The sequence below is a fragment of the Camelimonas sp. FR25 genome (genome assembly GCF_059740505.1).
In genome coordinates this window covers 202,728-224,687 of sequence record NZ_JCAWFG010000103.1, presented here as the reverse complement: position 1 = coordinate 224,687, position 21,960 = coordinate 202,728, and the positions used below count along the sequence as shown (strand labels likewise).

Below are 21,960 nucleotides of genomic sequence, written 5' to 3'. Positions count from 1 at the left end.
GTTGCGGCGACATCCTGGGGTCAGCCGGCGGCGTTCAAACCTTGCATTCGCTGTAAGCCGCCTGTAACCCATTGCATCTGGACCCGGAGATGGCGTGCAGTCACCCGGTAACGCGCACGCCGCGCCAGTGGTCAGGGGGGACTGCAGGGTGACAGAGACGGCGTGGCCGAGATCTCCCGACACGGCGGCCGCCCGACGTAGCCTGCCTTTCGCCACCCGCCTGATGTGGCTGGTGCTCAGCATCATCGTTCCGGCCATATTGATCGCTATCGCTGGCCTCTACACCGCCTATGACGCGGAGAAGAGCGCGACCGAAGAGCTGCTGCTGCGCGCCACCCGGACGCTGGCGCAACATCTCGATCAGGAATTTTCCAAGCTGAAGGACGCGGCGCGGGTCATTGCCAACGAGCCGCTGCCAGCGGAGGCAACCTATGAGGTCCTGCTGACACGGCTGGCTGAACAGCCACAATTGCGCGGGACCAATTTCGCCGTCGCCCCCCTGCGCGGACCGGCCCGGATCACCCGCAACGGCGAGGCGCTGATCGTCGTCACACCGGACCGCCTCGCCCCACGTGCTGAAGCACTGCGCAGCGGCCAGCCAGTGATCTCGATCCACCAGCTCAACCCCGAAAGCCCGCCGCGCGTGTTGCTCGACGCGCCGTTCCCCGGCGACAGCCCCGAGCGCGATCTGATCACCGTCGAGCTCGACCAGCGCATCTGGACGCAGATCATGGCTGGCGGCGGGCTTGGCAATAATGAATGGAACGGCGCCGCCGTCAGCGGTCTCGGCCATGTCATCGCCAGAACGGGCGCCGAACCCATCTTCAATCAGCCGCTGGCGCCGCCCCGGCTGCTGTCGCGCATGCGCGAGGTGCGCGAGGATGTGGTCTATCTGCGCCGCCAGGGCCTGCCGACCGCCACCGCCGTGTTCAGCCGCACGCCGAACCACGACTGGAATTTCGTCGTGGTCTATCCGCAGCATCGCCTGCAGGCGGCGCTCAAGCGGTCGCTGGCCTGGCTGGGGGCGCTTGGGCTGGTGGCGCTGCTTGGGCTGGCGCACGTGATCTATCTGTCGCGCCAACTGGTGCGGCCGGTGGAGCGCCTCACCGCCAACGCGCGAAAGCTGGCCCGCGATGAGGTGATCCCGGTGCAGCGCACCGGCGTCAATGAGTTCGATGACATTCAGCGCGCCCTGCGCGACGCCTCGCAGCAACTGGCGCGGCGCAACGCCGAGCGCGACCAGGTTGAGGCCATGCTGCGCTCCAGCGAGCAGCGGCTGAGGCTGGCCATGGAGGCCAGCGAACTGGGGGCGTGGAGCTATGACCCGGCGCAAAATGAGCTGGTGGGCTCCGAGCGTAGCCGCGAATTGCTCGGCCTGCCGCCTGGCCGCGTCGATCTGCAGACGCTGGCCGGGGTGCTGCATCCAGGCCTGCGCGACGACCACCGGGAAGCCATCACCAGGGCGGTGACCGGGCGGGAGCCGTTCGTCGTTGAGGTTTGCGTGCAGTGGCCCGATGGCGGCGTGCACTGGGTCGAGGTGCGCGGCCGGCCGGTGATGCGCCCAGGCGGGCCGCCGACCGTGGTCGGCATCGTGCATGAGATCACCGAGCGGCGCAGCGCCGCCGACCGCCAGCGCCTGCTGCTGCGTGAGCTCAACCATCGCGTCAAGAATTCGCTGGCGACCGTGCAGTCCATCGCCTTGCTCACCAGGCGCTCCACGGCGCCGGATGAGGCGTGGGAAGCCTTTGAAGACCGCCTGGTGGGGCTGGCCAAGACCCATGACCTGCTCACCGCCAGCGAATGGCGCGGCGCCTGGCTACATGACGCCATCAAGGCGGAGCTGCAGCCCTATCAGAGCCAGAACAGCCAGCGCATCGTCGCCTCGGGGCCGAAACTGCGGCTTAATCCCCGCGCCACGCTCAGCCTGTGCATGTGCTTCCACGAACTGGCGACCAACGCCGCCAAATATGGCGCGCTGTCTGTCGACAGTGGCAAGGTGACCATCGACTGGCGTATCGAGCTTGGGGCCGAGCAGCAGCCGGCGCTATTGCATCTGGCCTGGGTGGAGCGCGGCGGCCCCAGGGTGACGCCGCCGACGCGGCAGGGGCTGGGCTCGCGCCTGCTCGACCGGGCGCTGCGTCGCGAGTTCGGCGGCAAGCTTGATCTGGTTTATGCGCCGGAGGGGTTTGAATGCCGGTTTAGCCTGCCAATCGCCGCCATCGTCGCCGACGCCATGAGCCCCAGCGACTTCGCGCCCTGAGCTGATACGCAGGGACGTGGGTGGGACGCGGGCTTTGCGGCGTATCAGGCGGCAGCGGCGCAAGCGAAGCTACGGCTGCCGCCACGCGGCGCTGGCCCGCCGCGTGGCGGGCCAGGTGATGGGCACAGGCCGTGGACCCGCCGCGCAGCAGGACAGGTGATGGGCGCTGGCGATGGGCCCGCCGCGCAGCGGGCCAGGTCATGGGCGCTGGCGATGGGCCCGCCACGCAGCGGGCCAGGACCATGGGCGCAGGCTATGGGCCCAGCGCGGCAAATCAGCTTTTGGCCGGGCCGAAATTGCCGCCCATGCTGCGGCGCAGCTTGGCCATGCCGCCGATCCAGCGGTCGTAATTATTGGTCTTGTTCTGCATGTAACCGCTGACCTGCGGATGCGGCAGGATCAGGAAGCGCTCTTCATTGAGACCTTCGACCACCACGTCGGCCAGCTGCGCCGGGGTCAGCACGCCATCGATATGCTGCGGGCCGTCGCCGCCAGCGCGCAGCAGCGGGGTATCGACCGCCTGCGGGCACAGCATGGAGACGCGGATGCCGTCGTCGCGATGGGTGATGGCGAGGATTTCGCCGAAGCCGACGGCGGCGTGCTTGGTGGTGGCGTAGACGGCGCTGCCGATCTGCGACAACAGGCCAGCCGCCGAGGCCGTGTTGAGGAAATAGCCGCCGCCGCGCTTCTGCATGCGCGGCACCAGGGCGCGCGCCGCATAGACGTGCTGCATGACATTGACGCCCCAGCTCTTGTCCCAGACGTGATTGTCGGCTGCGCCGACGAAATTCGGATCAGAGCCGGTGAAGTCGCCAATGCCGGCGTTGCAGCAGAACAGATCGATCGGGCCGAAGCGCTGCTCGACGTCGTCAATCATCGCCACCAGCGCGGCTTCATTCGACACGTCGCAGCCATAAGCGGCGCTGGCGCCAATCTCATCGGCCGCGGCTTTCACCTTGGCTTCATTGATGTCGCAGATGACGACCGCCTTGGGGTTCTCCTTGAGAAAGCGCACGGCGAGACCCTTGCCAATGCCATCGGCGCCGCCAGTGATCACGATAACCTTGTCATGCAGCTTCATGGACGTCTCTCCCGTCTGTCTCAAAAAAGGCGGCGCACAGGTGCGCCGCCGGTTGGGTCGCCATCCGCTGGATGGCCGGCGTGATGCCCTTGGGTAAGGCAAGCATCACGGCACAAGCAAGCCGGCAAACCTCATGCTGAAACCCGATGAACACGTCTCACCGGGTTTCACGCGCCCGCACGGCGCTTGCGCCTTGCAGGCCATGGATGAGGCGGCGGCCTCGCCTCAGTAGCTGTTAGCGCGGGCCAGGCGATCGGCGTGGAAATTGCTGTCGCCGAGCAACTCCTGGGCGACGCGGGCGCGCTTCATGTACAGGCCGATGTCGAAGGCGTCGGTCATGCCGTTGCCGCCATGCATCTGTACGCCCTCCTGCACCGCCAGCTCGGTGCTGACGCCGGCACGGGCCTTTGCGACGGCCACGATGGTCGCCGCCTGCTCTGGCGCCGCATCGAGCACTTGCAGCGCCTTGAGCACGGCGGCGCGGGTGACCTCCAGCTCGCTGAACAGATGCGCCGAGCGGTGCTGCAGCGACTGGAACTCGCCGATGATGCGGCCGAACTGGGTGCGCTCCTTGATATAGGCCTGGGTGGTGTCGAAGGCCTGGCCGCCGATGCCCGACAGCTCCGCCGCCAGCACCGCGCGACCGACATTGAGCACGCCCTCAAGCAGCGCATAGCCGCCATCGACCTCGCCGAGCACCGCGTCAGCCGTCACCTCGACGCCGTCGAACTGCAGGCGGGCGGCGTTGTGGGCGTCGACCATCACCGTACGCTCGCGCACAAGGCCGCTGGCGGCGCCGTCGACGAGGAACAGGGTCAGCCCGTCGCGATCGCCTGCCTTGCCTGAGGTGCGGGCGGCGACGACCAGCAGGTCGGCGACGTGCCCATCGACGACAAAGGTCTTCGCCCCATTGAGCACAAAGCCATTGCCGGTGCGGGCGGCGGCCAGCGCCACCTTCTCCGGCCGGTGCTTGGCGCCCTCATCGACAGCCAGGGCGCCGATGATGTCGCCGGCGGCGATCTTCGGTAGCCACGCCGCCTTCTGGGCGTCCGAGCCGCCCTGCAGCAGCGCCGCGGCGGTGAGAATGGCGGTCGACAGGAAAGGCGTCGCGCTGAGGTTGCGGCCGATCTCCTCGGCCACCACGCCAGCCTCGACATGGCCGAGGCCGACGCCGCCGAACTCTTCGGGAATCAGCACGCCGGCAAAGCCCATGTCGGCGATTTTCTTCCACAGGTCGCGGCAAAAGCCATCGGCGACAGCATTGTCGCGCAGCTGGCGCAGAGACGCCACCGGCGCCTCAGCGGCAAGGAAGCTGCGCGCGGTGTCGCGCAGCATGGTCTGTTCGTCATTGAGCACAAGCGCCATGACAGGGTTCCTGTTGCAGGGACTGCGTCCACCGCCCGGCGCGTGCGACCATCGGGGTCGCTGGCGGCTGCGGGCGCGTGGAGCGCGTGGTCCGGGATCAGTCGAATACGAAGGCTGTGGCGACGCTGGCCGGCGGGCCGGACAGCGTCAGAGGATGGCGGCTCAGGCGCCTGGCAGCTCGAGGATGCGCTTGGCCAGGATGTTGAGCTGCACCTCGGAGGTGCCGCCTTCGATCGAATTGGCCTTGGTGCGCAGCCAGGCGCGCGGCGCCGCGCCATGCTCGGAACGCGCGCTCTCCCACTCCAGCGCCTCGGAGCCGCCCGATGACATCAGGATCTCGTGGCGGCGCTTGTTCAGCTCCGAACCGTAATATTTGAGCATCGACGAATAGGCGCCGTGGATCTCGCCGCGCTTGGCCATGTCGCCAGCCCGCTCCATGGCCAGCTCAAAGGCCAGTTCATCCACTTCAAGGCGCGCGATCTGGCCGCGCAGCAGGCTGTCATCGAGCTGGCCGCGATCGTCGAGACCGACGTGCTGGGCCGCCACCTCATGCACCGGGCGATGCGCCCGGCCGCCCATGGAGCTGATCGAGTTACGCTCATGGGTCAGCAGATATTTGGCGATCTCCCAACCCTTGTCGCGCACGCCGACCAGCTGGTCCTTGGGCACCTTCACGTCGTCGAAGAAGGTCTGGCAGAACGGCGAATTGCCGGAGATCAGCAGGATCGGCTGGGTGCTGACGCCGGGCGAGGCCATGTCGAACAGCAGGAAGGAGATGCCCTCATGCTTCGGCGCGGTCGGATTGGTGCGCACGAGGCAGAAGATCCAGTCGGCCTTGTCGGCGTAGCTGGTCCAGATCTTCGAGCCATTGACGAGGAAGTGGTCGCCCTTGTCCTCGGCGCGGGTCTGCAGCGAGGCGAGGTCGGAACCGGCGCCTGGCTCAGAATAGCCCTGGCACCAGCGGATTTCGCCGCGCACGATCGGCGGCAGATATTTCTTCTTCTGCTCGTCAGAGCCGTATTTCAGCAGCGCCGGACCGAGCATCCACAGACCGAACGACGACAGCGGCGAACGGCAGTTCAAGTTGCGCATCTCTTCGGTGAGGATCTTGGCTTCCTCACGGCTGAGGCCGCCGCCGCCATATTCGGTCGGCCATTCCGGGGCGGTCCAGCCCTTGGCGCCCATACGCTCCAGCCAGACGCGCTGCGCGTCATTGCGGAAGGTCGGATTGCGCCCGCCCCAGACGGTGTCTTCCTCGTCCTCGGTCGGCACGCGCATTTCGGCCGGGCAGTTCGCCTCCAGCCAGGCGCGGGTCTCGACGCGGAATTTCTCAAGGTCAGCCATTTTGCCCTCGTCCTCGTTGCGAAACTGGCCGAAAGGCTCCCCCTCGCCGGCCCGCCCCGCCGCCAGGGCCACGCCCCGGCGTTACGCCCATGCGGCGGGTCTGCGCCCGGCTGCATGAGCAATCCCCTTGAAAGACGCGGCCGCAGGCGGATGGCCCGCGGCGCGCTACAGCATCATCCGGGCGCGCTGGCGCAAGCGCCGCGCGCCCAGGCGCCTCACTCCATGGTCACCACGACCTTGCCCAGCGCCTTGCGCGCGGCGAGGTGGGCGATGGCGTCGCCGGCCCTGGCCAGCGGGAAGCGCTCGGAGACGTAAGGCTTCACCAGCCCACGCTTGTAGAAGTCCATCAGTTCGGCGACGCTGGCGGCGAAGCCCTGCGGATTGCGGGCCACCCACGCGCCCCAGAACACGCCGATCACCTGGCAGCCCTTGAGCAGCGTCAGGTTGAGCGGCAGCGACGGGATGCCAGCCGGGAAGCCGACCACCAGGAAGCGGCCTTCCCAGGCGATGGCGCGCAGCGACGCCTCGGCGTAGTCGCCGCCGACGCCGTCATAGATCACATCGGCGCCGTTTTCGCCGCAGGCTTCCTTGAACAATGCGGCGAGCTGCTTGCGGCCATCCTTGTCGAACGGACCCTGCGGGTAGATCACCACATCGTCGGCGCCGTGCTTGCGCACGAGGTCCGCCTTCTCCTGGCTCGACACCGCGCCAATGACGCGCGCGCCCATGGCCTTGCCCAGCTCCACGGCTGCGAGGCCGACGCCGCCGGCGGCGCCGAGCACCAGCAGGGTCTCGCCGGCCTTGAGCTGGCCGCGATCCTTCAGCGCGTGATGCGAGGTGCCATAGGTGAGGATGAAGGCCGAGGCCTCATCGAAAGGCATCTCATCGGCCATCGGGATGCAGCGGAAACCGTCGACCAGCACCTTCTCGGCCATGCCGCCGTGGCCGGTGGAGCCAATGACCCGGTCGCCGACCTTGACGCCGGTGACCTCGGCGCCGACCGCCTCGACCACGCCTGCCACTTCGCCGCCCGGCGAATACGGGCGCTGCGGCTTGAACTGATATTTGTCCTCGATCATCAGCGTGTCCGGGAAGTTCACGCCGCATGCCTTGACGGCGAGCAGAACCTGCTTCGGACCCGGAACCGGATCCGGAACCTCCTCAAGCACCAGGGTGTCCGGCCCGCCTACGGCCTTGGAGAGGATCGCCTTCATTCGTGTGTGCTCCGTCCTTGTTATGCGGTGCGGCTAAAGGGGCGCCGCGATGCGGAGGCTGGCGCAGAATCGGGGGCGCGCCAGCTCCGTGGTTGAACGCGTCAGACGACGGTGACGCCGCCATCGATGACCAGCGACTGGCCAGTCATGAAATTGCCGCCCGGCCCGGCGAGGAACACGGCGGCGCCAGCGATTTCGTCTGGCGTGCCGATGCGGCGCAAGGGGGCGGTGGAAGTTGTCCGCGCCAGATTGTCGGGGTCTTCCCACAGGGCGCGGGCGAAATCGGTCTTGATCAGGCCAGGGGCGATGCAGTTCACCCGCACATTGTCCGGGCCATATTCGGCGGCGAGGTTGCGCGCCAGCTGCATGTCGGCGGCCTTCGAGATGCAATAGGCGCCGATCACCGTAGAGGCGCGCAGGCCGCCAATCGATGAGACGATGATGATGCAGCCGTCCTTGCGCGCGCGCATCTGCGGCGCGGTCATCTGCACCAGCCAGTGGTTGGAGACGATGTTGTTGTCGAGAATCTTGCGGAAGGCGTCGTCGGGCAGCTTCTCCATCGGCCCGTAGAAGGGGTTGGAGGCGGCGTTGCACACCAGAATGTCGATCTGGCCCCATTTGGCGTTGGTGGCGTCGACGAGGCGCTGCAGATCAGCCTTCTCGGAGATGTTGGCCGGAACGGCGATGGCGCGCTCATCGCCATGGCGGTCATTGATGAGTTTGGCCACCTCATCGCAAGGGCCAGCCTTGCGCGAGGAAATCACCACCTTCGCGCCGTGTTCGGCCATGCGCTCGGCGATGGCGCGGCCAATGCCGCGGGAGGAACCGGTGATCAGCGCGACCTTGCCGGTGAGATCAAACAATGTGCTCATGAGCGCTCCCTGCCTTCCCTTGTCGGTGGTCTGACGCCCCTTATGCCCCCCGCCTGGCCTGCCCGGAGGCGGCGCATGCGACGGCGCATCGGTCACGTCATCCAGGCGCGGATTTTCCGTCTGCCCGGCAAAACAGGCGCGGCGACCCGGGGATCGCCGCGCCCGCACATCCAGCGCTCAGGCGCCGGCTTTCCTTGCGTATTCCCACGCCATGTCGGCCAGCGGCTCGGCGCGCTTGCCGGCCTCGGCGGCGCGTGGGCTGTTGGCCGTGCCATCGCGCACGCGACCGGCGATGCCCTGGGAAATCGCCGACAACCGGAACAGATTGTAGGCGAAGTACCAGTTCACATCCGGAATGCCGTCGCGCCCGGTGGCCTTGCAATAGATGTCGATCACCTCATCAAGGTCGGGGATGCCCTCGGCCTTGAAGTCGATGCCGCCGAGCGAGGCGCGCCCGTCATGCTCCATCACCCAGCCCATGATGACATAGGTGAAGTCGGCCATCGGATCGCCAAGCGTCGACAGCTCCCAGTCGAGAATGGCGCGAACGCGCGGCTCGGTGGGGTGGAAGATCATGTTGTCGAGGCGATAGTCGCCGTGCACCACCGAGGTGCGCGTCTGCTCGGGAACGGTTTTTGGCAACCATTCGATGAGCTTTTCCATCGATTCGAACTTGCGATCTTCGGAGGCGCGGAACTGCTTGGTCCAGCGATCGACCTGGCGTGAAAAGTAATTGCCAGGCCGGCCGAAGGTCTCGAGGCCGATCGCCACGGGATCGAGATTGTGCAGCTTCGCCAGCGTCTCGATCTCGTCGCGATACATGACGGCGCGCTGTTCTTTCGGCACGCTGGGCAGCTTGCCGTTCCAGAACACCCGCCCCTCTTCCATCGACATCACGTAGAACATGGTGCCGATGACGGTCTCATCGAGGCACAGCGCATAGGCGCGCGCCACCGGGTAATCGACCGTGTTGAGCGCCGCGATGACGCGGTACTCACGGTCCACTGCATGCGCCGACGGCAGCAGCTTGCCCGGCGGCTTGCGCCGCAGAACGTATTTCCGCGATGGGGTAATCAGGCAATACGTCGGGTTGGACTGCCCGCCCTTGAATTGCTCGACCGTGAGAGGGCCTTCATAGCCCTCCACATTGTCGACGAGCCAGGCCTCAAGCTGCGCCTCGTTAAACCGATGGCGCTCCTCGACAGGCTTGGTTCCGGAGAAGACCTCCTCCGCGACTTCGTTCTGATCCAGCACTGCGCTATTATCCTGCGTTGGAATGGCGGGCGAATTCGATGCGAGCGATCGCCCGGTTGTGCACTTCGTCCGGACCATCCGCCAGACGCAGCGAGCGGATGCCCGCCCAGCGGGAGGCCAGGCCGAAATCGGTGGTGACGCCGCCGCCGCCATGGGCCTGGATGGCGTCGTCGATGATCTTCAGGGCGACGCGCGGGCCGGCGACCTTGATCATGGCGATCTCGAGCGCGGCGGCCTTGTTGCCGACCTTGTCCATCATGTCCGCCGCCTTCAGGCACAGCAGACGGGTCATTTCGATGTCGGTGCGGGCCTCGGCGACGCGCTGCTCCCAGATCGAATGCTCGGAGACCTTCTTGCCGAAGGCGACGCGCGACTGCAGGCGCTTCACCATCTTCTCCAGCGCCACTTCGGCGACGCCGATGGTGCGCATGCAGTGATGGATGCGGCCCGGACCAAGGCGACCCTGGGCGATCTCGAAGCCACGGCCTTCGCCGAGGATCAGGTTCTCGGCCGGCACGCGGACGTTTTTGAACAGCACTTCGGCATGGCCGTGCGGGGCGTCGTCGAAGCCGAACACCGGCAGCATGCGGACGATCTCGATGCCGGGGGTGTCCATGGGAACGAGGATCTGCGACTGCTGCTGGTGGCGCGGCGCCGACTTGTCGGTCTTGCCCATCAGGATGCCAATCTTGCAGCGCGGGTCGCCGAGACCGGACGACCACCATTTGCGGCCGTTGATCACGTAATGATCACCGTCGCGGACAATGGAGGTCTCAATATTGGTGGCGTCGGAGGAGGCGACCTCCGGCTCGGTCATCAGGAACACGGAGCGGATGTCGCCGTTCATCAGCGGCTTCAGCCAGGTGTCCTTCTGGGCGCGGGTGCCGTAACGGTGCAGCACTTCCATATTGCCGGTGTCAGGCGCCGAGCAGTTAAACACCTCGGAGGCGATGTGGTAGCGGCCCATTTCCTCGGCGCACATGGCGTATTCGAGGTTGCTCAGGCCTGCGCCACGATAATTGTCCTCGTCGTGGTCGGGATTGGGCGCGAGGAACAGGTTCCACAGGCCCTCAGCTTTCGCCTTGGCCTTCAGGTCTTCCAGCACCTGGGAGACGCGCCAGCGCTCCTTGCCGACGAGATCCATCTCCTTGTGGTAGTCGATCTCGCCCTGGACCACGTGGTCCTGAATGAATTTGCGGACCCGGTCGCGCCAATACGACTCACGCTCGGTGACGGTGAAATCCATCTCGTTTCCTCTCCCATTGCCGCTGTTTTGATTATTTGACCCTCAACGGGGCCTTTTGTTCAACAGTTACCAGCAGGCGCCCATCCTGAGAACAGATATTTTTTATGCAGGATTAGCCTGCCAGCCGCGCCCGGGCGGCGCCACTGGCCGACCGCAGCCTGGCGCCCACGGCGCATGGGCTGGCCCTGCGGCAAAACCAGCCAAAATCAACGGAGTCCGCCTGCGCCGGCATGGGCGCCTGGCCTGCGCCCACCCCGGCTCACGGCAGTGCGTGGCGACGCCGCGCCTGTGCACAGCCTTGCAACCAGCGCATGACGGATGGCGCGCAACCTCGCTGACCGCAGGCGTGACGCACGGCGGCAGCCCCGCGCCTTGACACTGACGCCCCGCTCTGAAAATCCGGAATAAAATATTTGATCCAGCAAGTGGGAGAGCGACCCTGGCGACGTCAGCACAACATCCGGATTCCGCCGCGACCAGCGACGCCGCCCCGCAAACGGCGCAAGACCTTGGCCAGGCGGTTAATCCGGCCACGCCCCCTTACGCCGCCCTGCTCGCGCCGTTTCATGGCGAACGCCCCCCTGCCCCCGCCTGGTTCGACGCCGCTTTGGCACATGCGCCGGAGCGCAGCCATGTCAACGTGCGCGGCGCCGGGGTCGAAATGCTCACCTGGGGCGAGCGCGGCAAGCCAGGCCTGCTGTTTCTGCATGGCAATGGCGCCCACGCCGACTGGTGGAGCTTCATTGCGCCGTTCTTTGCCCGTGACCATCGCGTCGCGGCGCTGTCGTGGACGGGCATGGGCAATTCCGACCACCGCGCCAGCTATGATCTGGACACGTTCGTCGCCGAGATCATGGAGGTGGCCCGCGCCGCAGGCCTGTTTGACGCGGGCAAGCCGGTGTTCGTCGGGCACTCCTTCGGCGGCATGCCGCTGATCGCCTGCGCCGCGCGCCATGGCGAGGAGCTCACCGCCATCGTCACCGTCGACAGCCCGGTGATGTCGCCGGAGCGGCGGCGCGACCGGCGCTCGCGGCGCGGCCCCTTGAAACAGCCGAAGCCCAACCGCGTCTATCCCAGCTGGCAGGAGGCGATGAACCGCTTCCGCTTCCAGCCGCCGCAGCCGTGCGAGAACGTGTTCATCGCCGACTTTATCGCCCGCGGCTCGCTGAAACAGGTGGCGGCGACCGCCGACAGCCCGGCGGGCTTCACCTGGAAGTTCGACCCCTTCATGTGGAAGGGCTACCACGACGGCAACCCACACATCGACATGTCGGCGGCGAAATGCCCGGTGGCGATGATGTTCGCCGAGAATTCGGTGTTTCTGGAAGAAGGCGTGATTGATTACGCCCGCGAGGTGGCGCCGCCTGGCTCGCCCTGCATCCTGATCCCCGAGGCCTGGCATCACATCATGGTCGACCAGCCCATCGCATTCGTCACCGCCTTGCGCGGCCTGCTGGCGGGTTGGCCACGCAGCTAGAGCGCCTGTCGATCAGCCGGTGTCGCCTGATCGATCACGAGGCGCTCCCAGCCTGGCGCAGGCGCGCTTTCGCCGATCCGGATCGATGGCGGCTTGCGTCGCGGCGTCGGCCGTGGGCCAATCTGATGATCCAGCTCTGCGGCGCGACGATGAAGCCGGGGCGGACATGGGGAGACATAACCCGACAGGCGGAGGCCAGTGGACTGGCGCAACCGCAGTCGGCCAAGGGAGGCGCACATGGATTTGAACCTGACCGGTCGCAAGGCCGTCATCACCGGCGCCTCCAAGGGCATCGGCCTCGCCATCGCCCGCCAGCTCGCCCAGGAGGGCTGCCGGCTGGCGCTGGTGTCGCGTGATCAGGAGCGACTGGCGGCGGCGCGCGCCGCCATCTGCGCCGTGGCGCCGGATGCGCGCATCGCCATCATGGCCGCCGATCTCTCCCGCGACGACAGCCACGCCCTCGTGGTCGAGGCGCATGGCGACGCCGACATCCTCGTCAACAACGCCGGGGCCATTCCCCAGGGCGACCTGCTCAGCGTCGACCAGGCCAGATGGCGCGAGGCGTGGGATCTGAAGGTGTTCGGCTTCATAGGCCTTACCCGGGCGTTTTATGGCCGCATGGCGGCGCGCAAGGCCGGGGTCATCGTCAATATTATCGGCATGGGCGGCGAGCGCTTCGACAAGGGCTACATCACCGGCGCCGCAGGCAACGCCTCGCTGATGGCCTTCACCCGGGCGCTCGGCGGCGCCAGCGCGCGCGACGGCGTGCGCGTGGTGGGCATTAATCCAGGCCCGGTGGCCACCGACCGCATGGAGACGCGACTGCGCGTCTTCGCCCAGCAGCAGTTTGGCGACGCCGAACGCTGGCGCGAGCTGACCGCCGACATGCCGTTCGGCCGGGCGGGCAAGCCAGAGGAAATCGCGGCGGCGACGGCGTTTCTGGCCAGCGATCTGTCGGCCTACACCACCGGGACCATCCTGACCATCGACGGCGGCCTCGCCAACGCCTCCTGATGCGGGACGGCCTCGGGGTCTGGTCCAGCCCAGGGCGGCGCCTGCGCCGCGCAGCTGGCGGACGGGTCGGCGGCGCGACATGGCGCGGGCCCTGAGCCGCAGCGCATGACATCGGCGACGGGGGACGCCCCCGCGCTCAACAAACGGGCCGCAAAGGCCCTGCAATCCAGAGGAAGATGATTGTGAGCACCGCAGAAGAAGGGCGCAACAGCCGCTCGGTTCGCATTGAGGACGGCGAGTGGGCCGGCTGGCGCCGCCCGGATCGCGACACCTTCGACACCCGCTCGGGGCCATTTTATCACCGCCGCGACGACGATGGCTCGGTTCGGTGCGCCTTCCGCGTCGAGCGGCGGCATCTCAACGGCATCGACGTCGCCCATGGCGGCTGCCTGATCACCTTCGCTGACCACGCCATCTTCATGTTCGCCATCGACCATCTGCGCGGCGGCCCGTCGGTGACCGTGTCGCTGAACAGCGAATTTATCGGCGCCGCCTATGAGGGCGATCTGGTCGAGGCCACGGGCGACGTGCTCAAGGCCGGCGGCTCGATCCTGTTCGTGCGCGGCGTGCTCAAGGTCGGCGCGCGGGTGATCCTCAACTATTCGGGCGTCATCAAGAAGCTGAAGCCGCAGGCGGCGATCCCGGCGCCGCGCGACCCGGACCAGGGCGTCGACTGAGCCGAAGCGGCAAGGAAGCTGGCGCAACTGCGACCCAAGAAGCGCAGGCGGGCGATCGAGTAGATGGAGAGAGTGTGTGTGAGCGCCCATGCCGATCTGGACCGATCGGCATGGGCGCGAGGCGCCGCCGTTAGCGCGCCGCCTCAAGATTGGTGATCACCCGCCGGTTCTGCGCCTTGCAGGCGCTATCGGTGCAGGCGCGGACCAGCCGATCCGTCGAGCGGCCGTAGGTCTTGGCCCGCAGCCGGCCGGGGGCGACGCCGCGCGCAACGAGATAGTTCAGCACCGCGTCGGCACGCTGTTTTCCCAGCGCCAGATTGGCGTCATCGGAGCCAGGGTCATCCGCGAACCCCTGGATCTTGGCGTGCCAGTGCGGATAGCGCTGCAGCCATTGCGCCTGATTGTCGAGGGTCTCGCGGGCGATCGACGTCAACACCGAAGAACCTTCCGTAAAGAACACCCGGCGCCCGACATTGACGATGAAATCCTCATTGTCGCCAGGCCGGACATTGACGCCCGCGCCCACCGGCGCGTCGGTGGCGCGCGCCACAGGGGCGGCCATGGGCGTGGCGGGCGTGGCCGCAGCGTAGGGGACGAGGTCCGGGGCGCCATTTTGGACGCCATATTGCGGCGAAGGCTGGGTTTGCGGCGCTGCGCCGCCGCCAGAGAACGGCATTCGCAGGCCGCCCAGCCGCTCGCCGGCGCAACCGGCGAGCGTCGCCGACAGGGCGAGGGCCAGCGCCAGCCCTGCAACCCGGCGGGCGCGAACAACACGAGGCGCGGCGGCGCGCGAAAAGCCCTGGATCATCGCATCTGTGTCCTGGCGGCGGGCCCGGATCAGGCGGTGCTGACGGGCGTATAATGCGGGACCGCGTGCTAACGCAGGCGGCATGACGTCGGCGGCCGACGTTACTGAAGGCGCCAGCGGCTGCTGAAGGCGCCCGGAGCGGCGGCGGCGCCCTGCATGGGGGCCATTTGCCGAGGCGGCGCCGATGCTGGCGCCGCCGCGACCTGACTGGCTCCGGGCCAGCGCTCAGGCGCGCGCGGCGATGTGCTTGAGCACCAGCACATTGGTGCCCTGCGGGCAGCGCTGGTACAAATCGATGATGTCCTCGGGGAACATGCGGATACAGCCGCTGGAGGCGTCCTTGCCGATCGAGGACGGGTCCGTTGTGCCATGCAGCCGGTAGCCGGTGTCCTGGCCGTTGGCCCACAGATACAGGGCGCGTGGCCCCAGCGGATTGTCCGGGCCACCTTCCATGCGCGGCGGCAGCTTCGGATTGCGCTGGCGCATCTCCTGCGGCGGAACCCAGGCTGGCCACATCGCCTTTCGGTCGATGCGGGCGCGGCCAAACCACTGGAAGCCTTCCTTGCCGACGCCGACGCCATAGCGCAGCGCCGTGCGGTTCTCGAAGATCAAATAAAGGAAGTGGTTGCGGGTATCGACCACCACCGTGCCCTGCGGCTCGTCGGAATAATACTGCACCAGCTGCCGCCGCCAGCGCGGATCGATGACGTTGAAATTGGTGCGACGGTAGGTGACCCCGTGGTCCACCGCCGTGCCGGCGAAGTAGCGCCCGGCGTCTGCGGGCGCGGCGCGCGCGGCGCTGGCCGCGCCCAGCGCCATAAGGCCGCCTAACACTACGTCCCTGCGATTGATCGCCATCGTTCCCCGCCCCGTTGTCGCCGCTTGTCCCGTGGCGACAGGTATGTCGTCGCCAGATATTGCGCGCCCATTGCCCCGGCGTGACCTTCGCCTGGCGCCCCAGCTGATCGCCCTAAACGGTTAACCGGCGATTAAACCGGGGACAATTCAGGTTAAGCGACAGCTTTGATGCGCATTTTAACGCAGAGACAGGCAGGGTCCGCCGCGCATCCAGACGACGCTGTGGCCCGGCGCAATCCCTTTGGCCAGGCGCCAAAAGTCGACTGACGAATGTTGACAACCGTCAGCCGTCAATTATTGACTGAGGCACTTGTCGACCCGCCCGCGCGGCCCGCGCCCATTTGGCCATGGACGAACAGATGCCCAGCTCCTGCCCTTCTTCCGCTCCCGCCAGCCTGTCTGACGATGGCGCTGGCCCTGCCAGCCCGCTGTCCGACCGGCGGCTGCCGCCGGCGCGGCGCAGCCCCTGCCTGACGGCGCGCGCCGGTCTCGTCCTGCTGCTGGCGGCGGGCGCCCTTGGCCTCGCTGGCTGCAAGGACAAGACCAGCGAGGCGAAACCGGAAGGCCGGCCGGTGCTTGTCGCCACGGCGACCTATAGCAATGAGGCTGAGGACCGCACCCTTGTCGCCAGCATCCGTCCGCGCGTGGAGAGCGACCATGGCTTCCGCATTGGCGGCAAGGTCGCCAGGCGCCTCGTCGAGGTTGGCCAGAGCGTGCGGGCCGGCGAGCCGCTCGCCGAACTGGATGACACGGATCTGAAGCTGCAGGCTGGCCAGGCGGAGGCCGAACTGCGCGCCGCCACCGGCGCCCTCGCCCAGGCCACGGCGGCCGAGAAGCGCGCCGCCGATCTGCGCAATCAGGGCTGGTCCACCCAGGTCGCGGTCGACAACAGCCGCGCCGCCGCCGATGAGGCGCGCGGCCGCATCGCACGGGCGCAGCGCGCCGTGGAGCTGACCCGCAACGCCATTTCTTACGCCCAGCTGAAGGCCGACGCCGACGGCGTGGTCACCGCGGCGCTGGTCGAGCCAGGCCAGGTGGTGGCCGCCGGCCAGCCGGCCATCCGCATCGCCCGCAGCGGTGAAAAGGAAGCGGTGGTCGCCGTGCCGGAGATCATGCTCGACCGCGTGCGCCACGGCGTCGCCAGCCTGAGCCTGTGGGCCCAGCCAGACCGGGCGCTCAAGGCCAATCTGCGCGAGCTGTCGCCGTCGGCGGACAATGTCACCCGCACCTACCAGGCGCGCTACGCTTTGCCCGACGCCAATGACGCGGTGAAAATCGGCATGACCGGCACGCTCACCGTCAGGCCGCCCGAGCCGCAGCGGGTGATGCGCCTGCCGCTATCGGCGCTGTTCAACCAGAATGGCGGCCCCAGCGTCTATGTGGTGCAGCCCGACGGCGCGGTGCGCCTGACGCCGGTGAAGGTCAAATCCTACGACAGCCGCCATGTGCTGCTGGAGAGCGGGCTGAATGAGGGCGACAGGGTCGTCAGCGTCGGCGTGCACGCCATTGATCCGGCGCGGAAAGTCCGCGTCGTCGACAGCCTGACTTTCTGAGGCCGGCGATGAAGGGCTTCAACCTCTCCGCCTGGGCCGTGCGCCATCCGGCGCTCATCCTGTTCCTGATCATCGCCGTCTCGGTCGGCGGGCTGATTTCTTATCTGAAACTGGGGCGCGCCGAAGACCCCTCCTTCACCATCAAGGTGGTGATCGTCACCGCCATCTGGCCAGGCGCCACCGCCAGCGAGATGCAGGACCAGGTCGCTGACCCGATCGAGAAGAAGCTGCAGGAGCTGCCGTATTTCGACAAGGTCATCACCTATGTGAAGCCGTCGTTCACCGCCATGCAGGTGGCGTTCAAGGACACGACGCCGCCCAAAGAAGTGCCGGAGCTGTTCTACCAGCTGCGCAAAAAGATGAGCGACCTCAGGCCGTCGCTGCCAGCCGGGCTGATCGGCCCGAACTTCAATGACGAATATGGCGACGTTGACAGCATTCTTTACATGCTGACCGGCGACGGCGCCGATTACGCCCAGATGAAGAAGGTCGCCGAAGGGCTGCGCCAGGCGCTGCTGCGCGTTCCGGACGTCACCAAGGTCAATCTGTATGGCGTGCAGGACGAGAAAATCTTCGTCGAATTCTCACACGCCCGCCTCGCCACCCTTGGCATTCCGGTGCAGGCGCTGTTCGATTCGCTGCAGCGGCAGAACGCCGTCGTGCCGGCGGGCGTGGTCGAGACCAACGCCCAGCGCGTGCCGCTGCGCGTCACCGGCGCGCTCGACGGCGCCAAGGCGGTTGAGGAAACGCCGGTGGAGGCCAATGGCCGCGTCTTCCGGCTCGGCGACATCGCCACGGTGACGCGCGGCTACGAGGACCCGCCGGACTATGTCATCCGCCAGCAGGACAAGCCCGCCGTCGGCATCGGCGTGGTGATGGCGCGCGGCGGCAATATCCTCGACTTCGGCGCCAATGTGAAAGCCGCCACTGACAGTTTCATGGCCGCCGTGCCGCAGGGGCTGGAGCTGACCCAGGTGGCCGACCAGCCGCAGGTGGTCGATCACGCCATCGGCGAATTCGTCCAGGCCTTCATCGAGGCGCTTGGCATCGTGCTGCTGGTCAGCTTCGTTTCGCTTGGCTGGCGCACGGGTATTGTCGTGGCGCTGTCGGTGCCGCTGGTGCTGGCGATTGTGTTTATCGTCATGGCCGCCATGGGGCTGGACCTGCATCGCATCACCCTTGGCGCGCTGATCATCGCGCTCGGGCTTCTGGTCGACGACGCCATCATCGCCATCGAGATGATGGTGGTGAAGATGGAGCAGGGCGTGAACCGGCTCGAGGCCGCCGCCTTCGCCTGGACCTCCACCGCCTTCCCGATGCTCACCGGCACGCTGGTGACGGCGGTGGGCTTTTTGCCCATCGGCTTCAACAATTCCGCCACGGGCGAATATGCCGGCGGCATTTTCTGGGTGGTGGGCATCGCCCTAGTGGCGTCGTGGCTCGTGGCGGTGATCTTCACCCCATATCTTGGCGTCAAGCTGTTGCCAGACATGAGCAAGGGCCATCACAACCCGGACGCGATCTATCAGACCCGCCTCTATGTCGGTCTGCGCCGGCTGATCACCTGGTGCGTCGATCACCGCCTCGTCGTGGTCAGCGCCACCGCCGGCATCTTCGCGCTGTCGCTCTATGGCTTCACCAAGGTCGAGCAGCAGTTCTTCCCAATGTCGGAGCGGCCCGAGCTGTTCTTGCAGGTGCGCATGCCGGAAGGCTCCAGCATGGGCGCCACCACCGAGACGATCAAGCAGGCGGAAAAGCTGCTGCTTGGCGACAAGGAGATCAAAACCTACACCACCTATATCGGCCAGGGCAGCCCGCGCTTCTGGCTCGGCCTCAATCCGCAATTGCCCAATGAGGCTTTCGCCGAAATCGTCATCCTGACAGGCGGTGTGGACGAACGTGAGCGGGTGAAGGCGCGCATCGACAAGGCGGTGGCCGCAGGCGCCCTCGCCCAGGCCAGGGTGCGGGTCGACCGCTTCAACTTCGGTCCGCCGGTCGGCTTCCCGGTGCAGTTCCGGGTCATCGGCCCCGACACCGGCCAGGTGCGAGCTTACGCCAATCAGGTGCGCGACGTGATGCGCGGCAACGCCAATATCGTTGACCCGCACCTCGACTGGAACGAGCAGAGCCCCTCGGTGCGCCTCGTCGTTGATCAGGAGCGCGCCCGCGCCCTTGGGCTGACGCCGCAGGATGTGGCGCAGTCGTTGCAGACCTTGCTGTCCGGCGTCACCGTGACCACCGTGCGCGATGGCGTGGAGAAGGTGGATGTGGTGGCGCGGACGCTGCCGGTGGAGCGCCTCGATCTGGGCCGCATCACCGATCTGTCGGTGATGACCCGCAGCGGCGCCGCCGTGCCGTTGGGTCAGGTGGCGCGCCTCGCCTATGAGCATGAGGAGCCGATCATGTGGCGGCGCAACCGCGACATGGTCATGACCGTGCGCGCCGACATCGTCGACGGCGTGCAGGCGCCGGACGTCACCATGCAGGTGTGGCCGCAGATCCAGCAGATCGCCAAAACGCTGCCACCCGCCTATCGCATCGAAATGGGCGGCGCCATCGAGGAATCCGAGAAGGGCAACGCCTCGCTGGTTGGCCTGATTCCGCTGATGGTCATCATCATGCTCACCCTGCTGATGATCCAGCTGCAGAGCTTCTCCCGACTGGCGTTGACCTTCATGACCGCGCCGCTCGGGGTGATTGGCGCGGTGCTCGGGCTGCTGCTGTTCCAGCAGCCGTTCGGCTTCGTCGCCTTGCTCGGGCTGATCGCGCTGGCCGGCATGATCATGCGCAACACGGTGATCCTCGTCGACCAGATCGAGACCGACGTGGCCAATGGCGCTAGCCGTCGCCAGGGCATCATCGAGGCGACGGTGCGCCGCTCGCGTCCGGTGGTGCTGACGGCGCTGGCGGCGATCCTCGCCATGATCCCGCTGTCGCGCTCCGCCTTCTGGGGGCCGATGGCCACCACCATCATGGGCGGCCTGTTTGTCGCCACCTTCCTGACGTTGCTGTTCCTGCCCGCAGTCTACGCCATGGCGTTCCGCCGGACGCTCGACGTGACGCCGCAGCAGAGCGACGGCGCCGCGCCGCCGGAGAACAGCGCCGCCGTGGCCTGAGCGGGCAAGCGGATGGCCAAAGGTCCCCGTCCGGCGCCCCCCATGCGGGCGCCGGGCGTGTTATGCCAATGTCTGGTTGCATCGAGGGGCCATTCGCATGTCTTATCGGCGCGCCGCCAGGCGGCCGACCCAATGGATCAGGCGATTGCCAAACCCGCCGCGGCCCCGCGCGGCGACCGGCGCAAGTGACGCGCACAAAGCAATAAAGCACCGCAAAGCAGAGCAGATGAGCGAAAACCAGCCGCACAACTCCCCTGTCGCCGACGCCGGCGTGCAGGACGACCGCAGCGACGCCCACATGGCGGCGCGCGCCCGCGTGCTGGAAACGGCCGAGCAGCTGTTTCGCCAATATGGCTATCAGAAGACCACCGTCGCCGACATCGCCCGGGCGCTGGGCATGAGCCCGGCCAATGTTTACCGCTTCTATGAGTCCAAGCGCGCGATTTTTGAAGCGGTGGCCTTCAATCTGTTGCAGGTGGTGGAGCGGGCGCTGGCCGAGGCGGCTGCGGCCAAACTGCCAGCGCCAGCGCGGCTCGAACATGTCCTCATGCTGCAGCATGAACTGTCGACCCAGTATTTCGTCGGCGACCAGCGCATTCGCGACATGGTGGAGGTGGCGATCAATGAGCGCTGGTGCGCCATTAATGACCACGCTGAAATCATTCGGTCCCTGCTCGAGCGCATTATCAGGGACGGCGTCGCCGACGGCGCCCTGGTCAGCGCCGATCCCGCTGCCGACGCCAGCTGCCTGATGACTGGCTGGATCCGTTTCTGCCATCCGGTGATCATGAATCTGTCGCTGGATGCGCCCGGTCCGAGCCAGGCGCAGATGGCCGCCTTCCTCATCCGCTCGCTGCTACCGCCAGAGGCCTGATCGCCTGCAGATATGATCGCCTGCATGGCTGATCGCCTGAAGCGGCGATCGCGACGCCGCGCGCGATGCAACCATTGCCCGTAACCATTGCCCTCGCCGCACGGTCATGGTGACGTGGACGGAATCTGCCGTGGTCGGACGCAGAGGCGCGGTGACCGCGACCTTGCCCCCCATGCGGCAGGGTGAGGCTGGCGAACAACAGGCAGGGCAGGACAACCAATGCGCATCATCTGGGGCCGTATCAATTCCACCAATGTGCGCAAGGCGCTGTGGGCCGCCGCCGAGGTTGGCGTGGCTTTCGAGCAGCGCGACGCCGGCGGCGCCTTTGGCATTGTCGACACCCCCGCGTTTCGCGCGCTCAACCCGAACGGGCGCATCCCCTGCCTGCAGGACGGCGCGCTGACCTTGTGGGAATCCAACGCCATCGTCCGTTACCTCGCCCGCCAATATGGCGCCGCCCCGTTTGCGCCAGCAGACGAAGCCGCCTGGGCCAGCGCCGACAAATGGATGGACTGGGCCGCCACGACCCTCGCCATTCCGTTCCGCGACGTGTTCTGGAACGTGTTGCGGCGCACGGCGCAGGACCGTGACGAGGCAGAACTGGCGGCGGGCCTTGCGGAGTGCAACGCCCAGCTGGCGCTCGTCGACGCAACCCTCGCCGGGCAACCCTTTCTGTCGGGCGAGGCGCTGGGGATTGGCGACATCCCGCTCGGCTGCATGGCTTACGCCTGGTTCAACATGGACATCGCGCGGCCAGATCTGCCGCATCTCGCCGCCTGGTATGAGCGGCTCTGCGCCCGGCCAGCCTATCGCCACGCGGTGATGACCGCGCTGACCTGAGGCGACCGGCCTGACGCGGCGGACCTCGCGGCGAGGCCGCCACGCCGCTCCTTGAGCATCGCTTGCGCGTCTCTTGGGCGCCCTTGTTGGCATGCGTTTGCGTCAAT

The 21,960-nt window shown here is 67.1% G+C and carries 17 protein-coding genes; 8 read left to right on the top strand and 9 right to left on the bottom strand.

The window, feature by feature from the left end; genetic code table 11:
- Positions 1-148: 148 nt before the first annotated feature.
- Positions 149-2,260, top strand: coding sequence for a sensor histidine kinase (locus AC6A67_RS15875; protein ID WP_498037529.1), 2,112 nt, complete (start codon positions 149-151; stop codon positions 2,258-2,260).
- A gap of 274 nt (positions 2,261-2,534) precedes the next feature.
- Here AC6A67_RS15875 and AC6A67_RS15870 read toward each other — a convergent pair whose 3' ends face one another.
- The 7 genes from AC6A67_RS15870 to AC6A67_RS15840 form a co-directional block, all read right to left on the bottom strand.
- The gene (locus tag AC6A67_RS15870) at positions 2,535-3,341 is read right to left on the bottom strand and encodes an SDR family oxidoreductase (protein ID WP_498037528.1); all 807 of its coding nucleotides are present in this window, start codon (positions 3,339-3,341) and stop codon (positions 2,535-2,537) included.
- A 225-nt stretch (positions 3,342-3,566) separates the two neighbouring features.
- Positions 3,567-4,706: an acyl-CoA dehydrogenase family protein gene (locus AC6A67_RS15865; RefSeq protein WP_498037527.1), complete on the bottom strand. Its 1,140-nt coding sequence runs from the start codon at positions 4,704-4,706 to the stop codon at positions 3,567-3,569.
- Positions 4,707-4,868: 162 nt separating this feature from the next.
- Positions 4,869-6,050 carry an acyl-CoA dehydrogenase family protein gene (locus AC6A67_RS15860; protein ID WP_498037526.1) on the bottom strand — a complete coding sequence of 394 codons (1,182 nt, stop codon included), beginning with the start codon at positions 6,048-6,050 and terminating at the stop codon, positions 4,869-4,871.
- Between the two features lie 215 nt (positions 6,051-6,265).
- Complete coding sequence (locus tag AC6A67_RS15855; protein ID WP_498037525.1) at positions 6,266-7,264, bottom strand: NADPH:quinone oxidoreductase family protein; 999 nt, start codon at positions 7,262-7,264, stop codon at positions 6,266-6,268.
- Between the two features lie 101 nt (positions 7,265-7,365).
- Positions 7,366-8,136, bottom strand: a complete 771-nt coding sequence (locus tag AC6A67_RS15850) for an SDR family oxidoreductase (protein WP_498037524.1) — start codon at positions 8,134-8,136, stop codon at positions 7,366-7,368.
- A 177-nt stretch (positions 8,137-8,313) separates the two neighbouring features.
- Complete coding sequence (locus tag AC6A67_RS15845) at positions 8,314-9,387, bottom strand: phosphotransferase (protein ID WP_498037576.1); 1,074 nt, start codon at positions 9,385-9,387, stop codon at positions 8,314-8,316.
- A gap of 10 nt (positions 9,388-9,397) precedes the next feature.
- Positions 9,398-10,636 carry an acyl-CoA dehydrogenase family protein gene (locus tag AC6A67_RS15840; protein ID WP_498037523.1) on the bottom strand — a complete coding sequence of 413 codons (1,239 nt, stop codon included), beginning with the start codon at positions 10,634-10,636 and terminating at the stop codon, positions 9,398-9,400.
- Positions 10,637-11,243: 607 nt separating this feature from the next.
- Here AC6A67_RS15840 and AC6A67_RS15835 point away from each other — a divergent pair.
- The 3 genes from AC6A67_RS15835 to AC6A67_RS15825 all read left to right on the top strand — a co-directional run bounded on the left by AC6A67_RS15835 (position 11,244) and on the right by AC6A67_RS15825 (position 13,804).
- Positions 11,244-12,113, top strand: coding sequence for an alpha/beta fold hydrolase (locus tag AC6A67_RS15835; RefSeq protein ID WP_498037522.1), 870 nt, complete (start codon positions 11,244-11,246; stop codon positions 12,111-12,113).
- Positions 12,114-12,350: 237 nt separating this feature from the next.
- Positions 12,351-13,127, top strand: a complete 777-nt coding sequence (locus tag AC6A67_RS15830) for a short-chain dehydrogenase/reductase (RefSeq protein WP_498037521.1) — start codon at positions 12,351-12,353, stop codon at positions 13,125-13,127.
- 176 nt (positions 13,128-13,303) lie between these two features.
- Positions 13,304-13,804, top strand: coding sequence for a PaaI family thioesterase (locus tag AC6A67_RS15825; RefSeq protein WP_498037520.1), 501 nt, complete (start codon positions 13,304-13,306; stop codon positions 13,802-13,804).
- 130 nt (positions 13,805-13,934) lie between these two features.
- On the opposite strand, the gene AC6A67_RS15820 is transcribed toward AC6A67_RS15825, so the two are convergent.
- On the bottom strand, positions 13,935-14,612 hold the full coding sequence (locus tag AC6A67_RS15820; protein ID WP_498037519.1) for an OmpA family protein: 678 nt from the start codon (positions 14,610-14,612) through the stop codon (positions 13,935-13,937).
- Between the two features lie 225 nt (positions 14,613-14,837).
- Positions 14,838-15,470: a L,D-transpeptidase gene (locus AC6A67_RS15815; RefSeq protein ID WP_498037518.1), complete on the bottom strand. Its 633-nt coding sequence runs from the start codon at positions 15,468-15,470 to the stop codon at positions 14,838-14,840.
- Between the two features lie 359 nt (positions 15,471-15,829).
- On the opposite strand from AC6A67_RS15815, the gene AC6A67_RS15810 reads away from it, so the two are divergent.
- From AC6A67_RS15810 to AC6A67_RS15795, 4 genes are all read left to right on the top strand, one after another.
- Entirely contained in the window at positions 15,830-17,023 is a 1,194-nt protein-coding gene (locus AC6A67_RS15810) for an efflux RND transporter periplasmic adaptor subunit (RefSeq protein ID WP_498037517.1), read from the top strand.
- Positions 17,024-17,031: 8 nt separating this feature from the next.
- Entirely contained in the window at positions 17,032-20,139 is a 3,108-nt protein-coding gene (locus tag AC6A67_RS15805) for an efflux RND transporter permease subunit (RefSeq protein ID WP_498037516.1), read from the top strand.
- Positions 20,140-20,365: 226 nt separating this feature from the next.
- Positions 20,366-21,013, top strand: coding sequence for a TetR/AcrR family transcriptional regulator (locus AC6A67_RS15800; RefSeq protein WP_498037515.1), 648 nt, complete (start codon positions 20,366-20,368; stop codon positions 21,011-21,013).
- 219 nt (positions 21,014-21,232) lie between these two features.
- Positions 21,233-21,853, top strand: coding sequence for a glutathione S-transferase family protein (locus tag AC6A67_RS15795; RefSeq protein WP_498037514.1), 621 nt, complete (start codon positions 21,233-21,235; stop codon positions 21,851-21,853).
- Positions 21,854-21,960 lie beyond the last annotated feature (107 nt).

Excerpts from the sequence above, each read along its gene's own strand:
- AC6A67_RS15870 (WP_498037528.1), bottom strand. The coding sequence starts at position 3,341 with ATGAAGCTGCATGACAAGGTTATCGTGATCACTGGCGGCGCCGATGGC.
- AC6A67_RS15865 (WP_498037527.1), bottom strand. The coding sequence starts at position 4,706 with ATGGCGCTTGTGCTCAATGACGAACAGACCATGCTGCGCGACACCGCG.
- AC6A67_RS15860 (WP_498037526.1), bottom strand. The coding sequence starts at position 6,050 with ATGGCTGACCTTGAGAAATTCCGCGTCGAGACCCGCGCCTGGCTGGAG.
- AC6A67_RS15855 (WP_498037525.1), bottom strand. The coding sequence starts at position 7,264 with ATGAAGGCGATCCTCTCCAAGGCCGTAGGCGGGCCGGACACCCTGGTG.
- AC6A67_RS15850 (WP_498037524.1), bottom strand. The coding sequence starts at position 8,136 with ATGAGCACATTGTTTGATCTCACCGGCAAGGTCGCGCTGATCACCGGT.
- AC6A67_RS15840 (WP_498037523.1), bottom strand. The coding sequence starts at position 10,636 with ATGGATTTCACCGTCACCGAGCGTGAGTCGTATTGGCGCGACCGGGTC.
- AC6A67_RS15830 (WP_498037521.1), top strand. The coding sequence starts at position 12,351 with ATGGATTTGAACCTGACCGGTCGCAAGGCCGTCATCACCGGCGCCTCC.
- AC6A67_RS15825 (WP_498037520.1), top strand. The coding sequence starts at position 13,304 with ATGATTGTGAGCACCGCAGAAGAAGGGCGCAACAGCCGCTCGGTTCGC.
- AC6A67_RS15820 (WP_498037519.1), bottom strand. The coding sequence starts at position 14,612 with ATGATCCAGGGCTTTTCGCGCGCCGCCGCGCCTCGTGTTGTTCGCGCC.
- AC6A67_RS15815 (WP_498037518.1), bottom strand. The coding sequence starts at position 15,470 with ATGGCGATCAATCGCAGGGACGTAGTGTTAGGCGGCCTTATGGCGCTG.
- AC6A67_RS15810 (WP_498037517.1), top strand. The coding sequence starts at position 15,830 with ATGCCCAGCTCCTGCCCTTCTTCCGCTCCCGCCAGCCTGTCTGACGAT.
- AC6A67_RS15805 (WP_498037516.1), top strand. The coding sequence starts at position 17,032 with ATGAAGGGCTTCAACCTCTCCGCCTGGGCCGTGCGCCATCCGGCGCTC.
- AC6A67_RS15800 (WP_498037515.1), top strand. The coding sequence starts at position 20,366 with ATGAGCGAAAACCAGCCGCACAACTCCCCTGTCGCCGACGCCGGCGTG.
- AC6A67_RS15795 (WP_498037514.1), top strand. The coding sequence starts at position 21,233 with ATGCGCATCATCTGGGGCCGTATCAATTCCACCAATGTGCGCAAGGCG.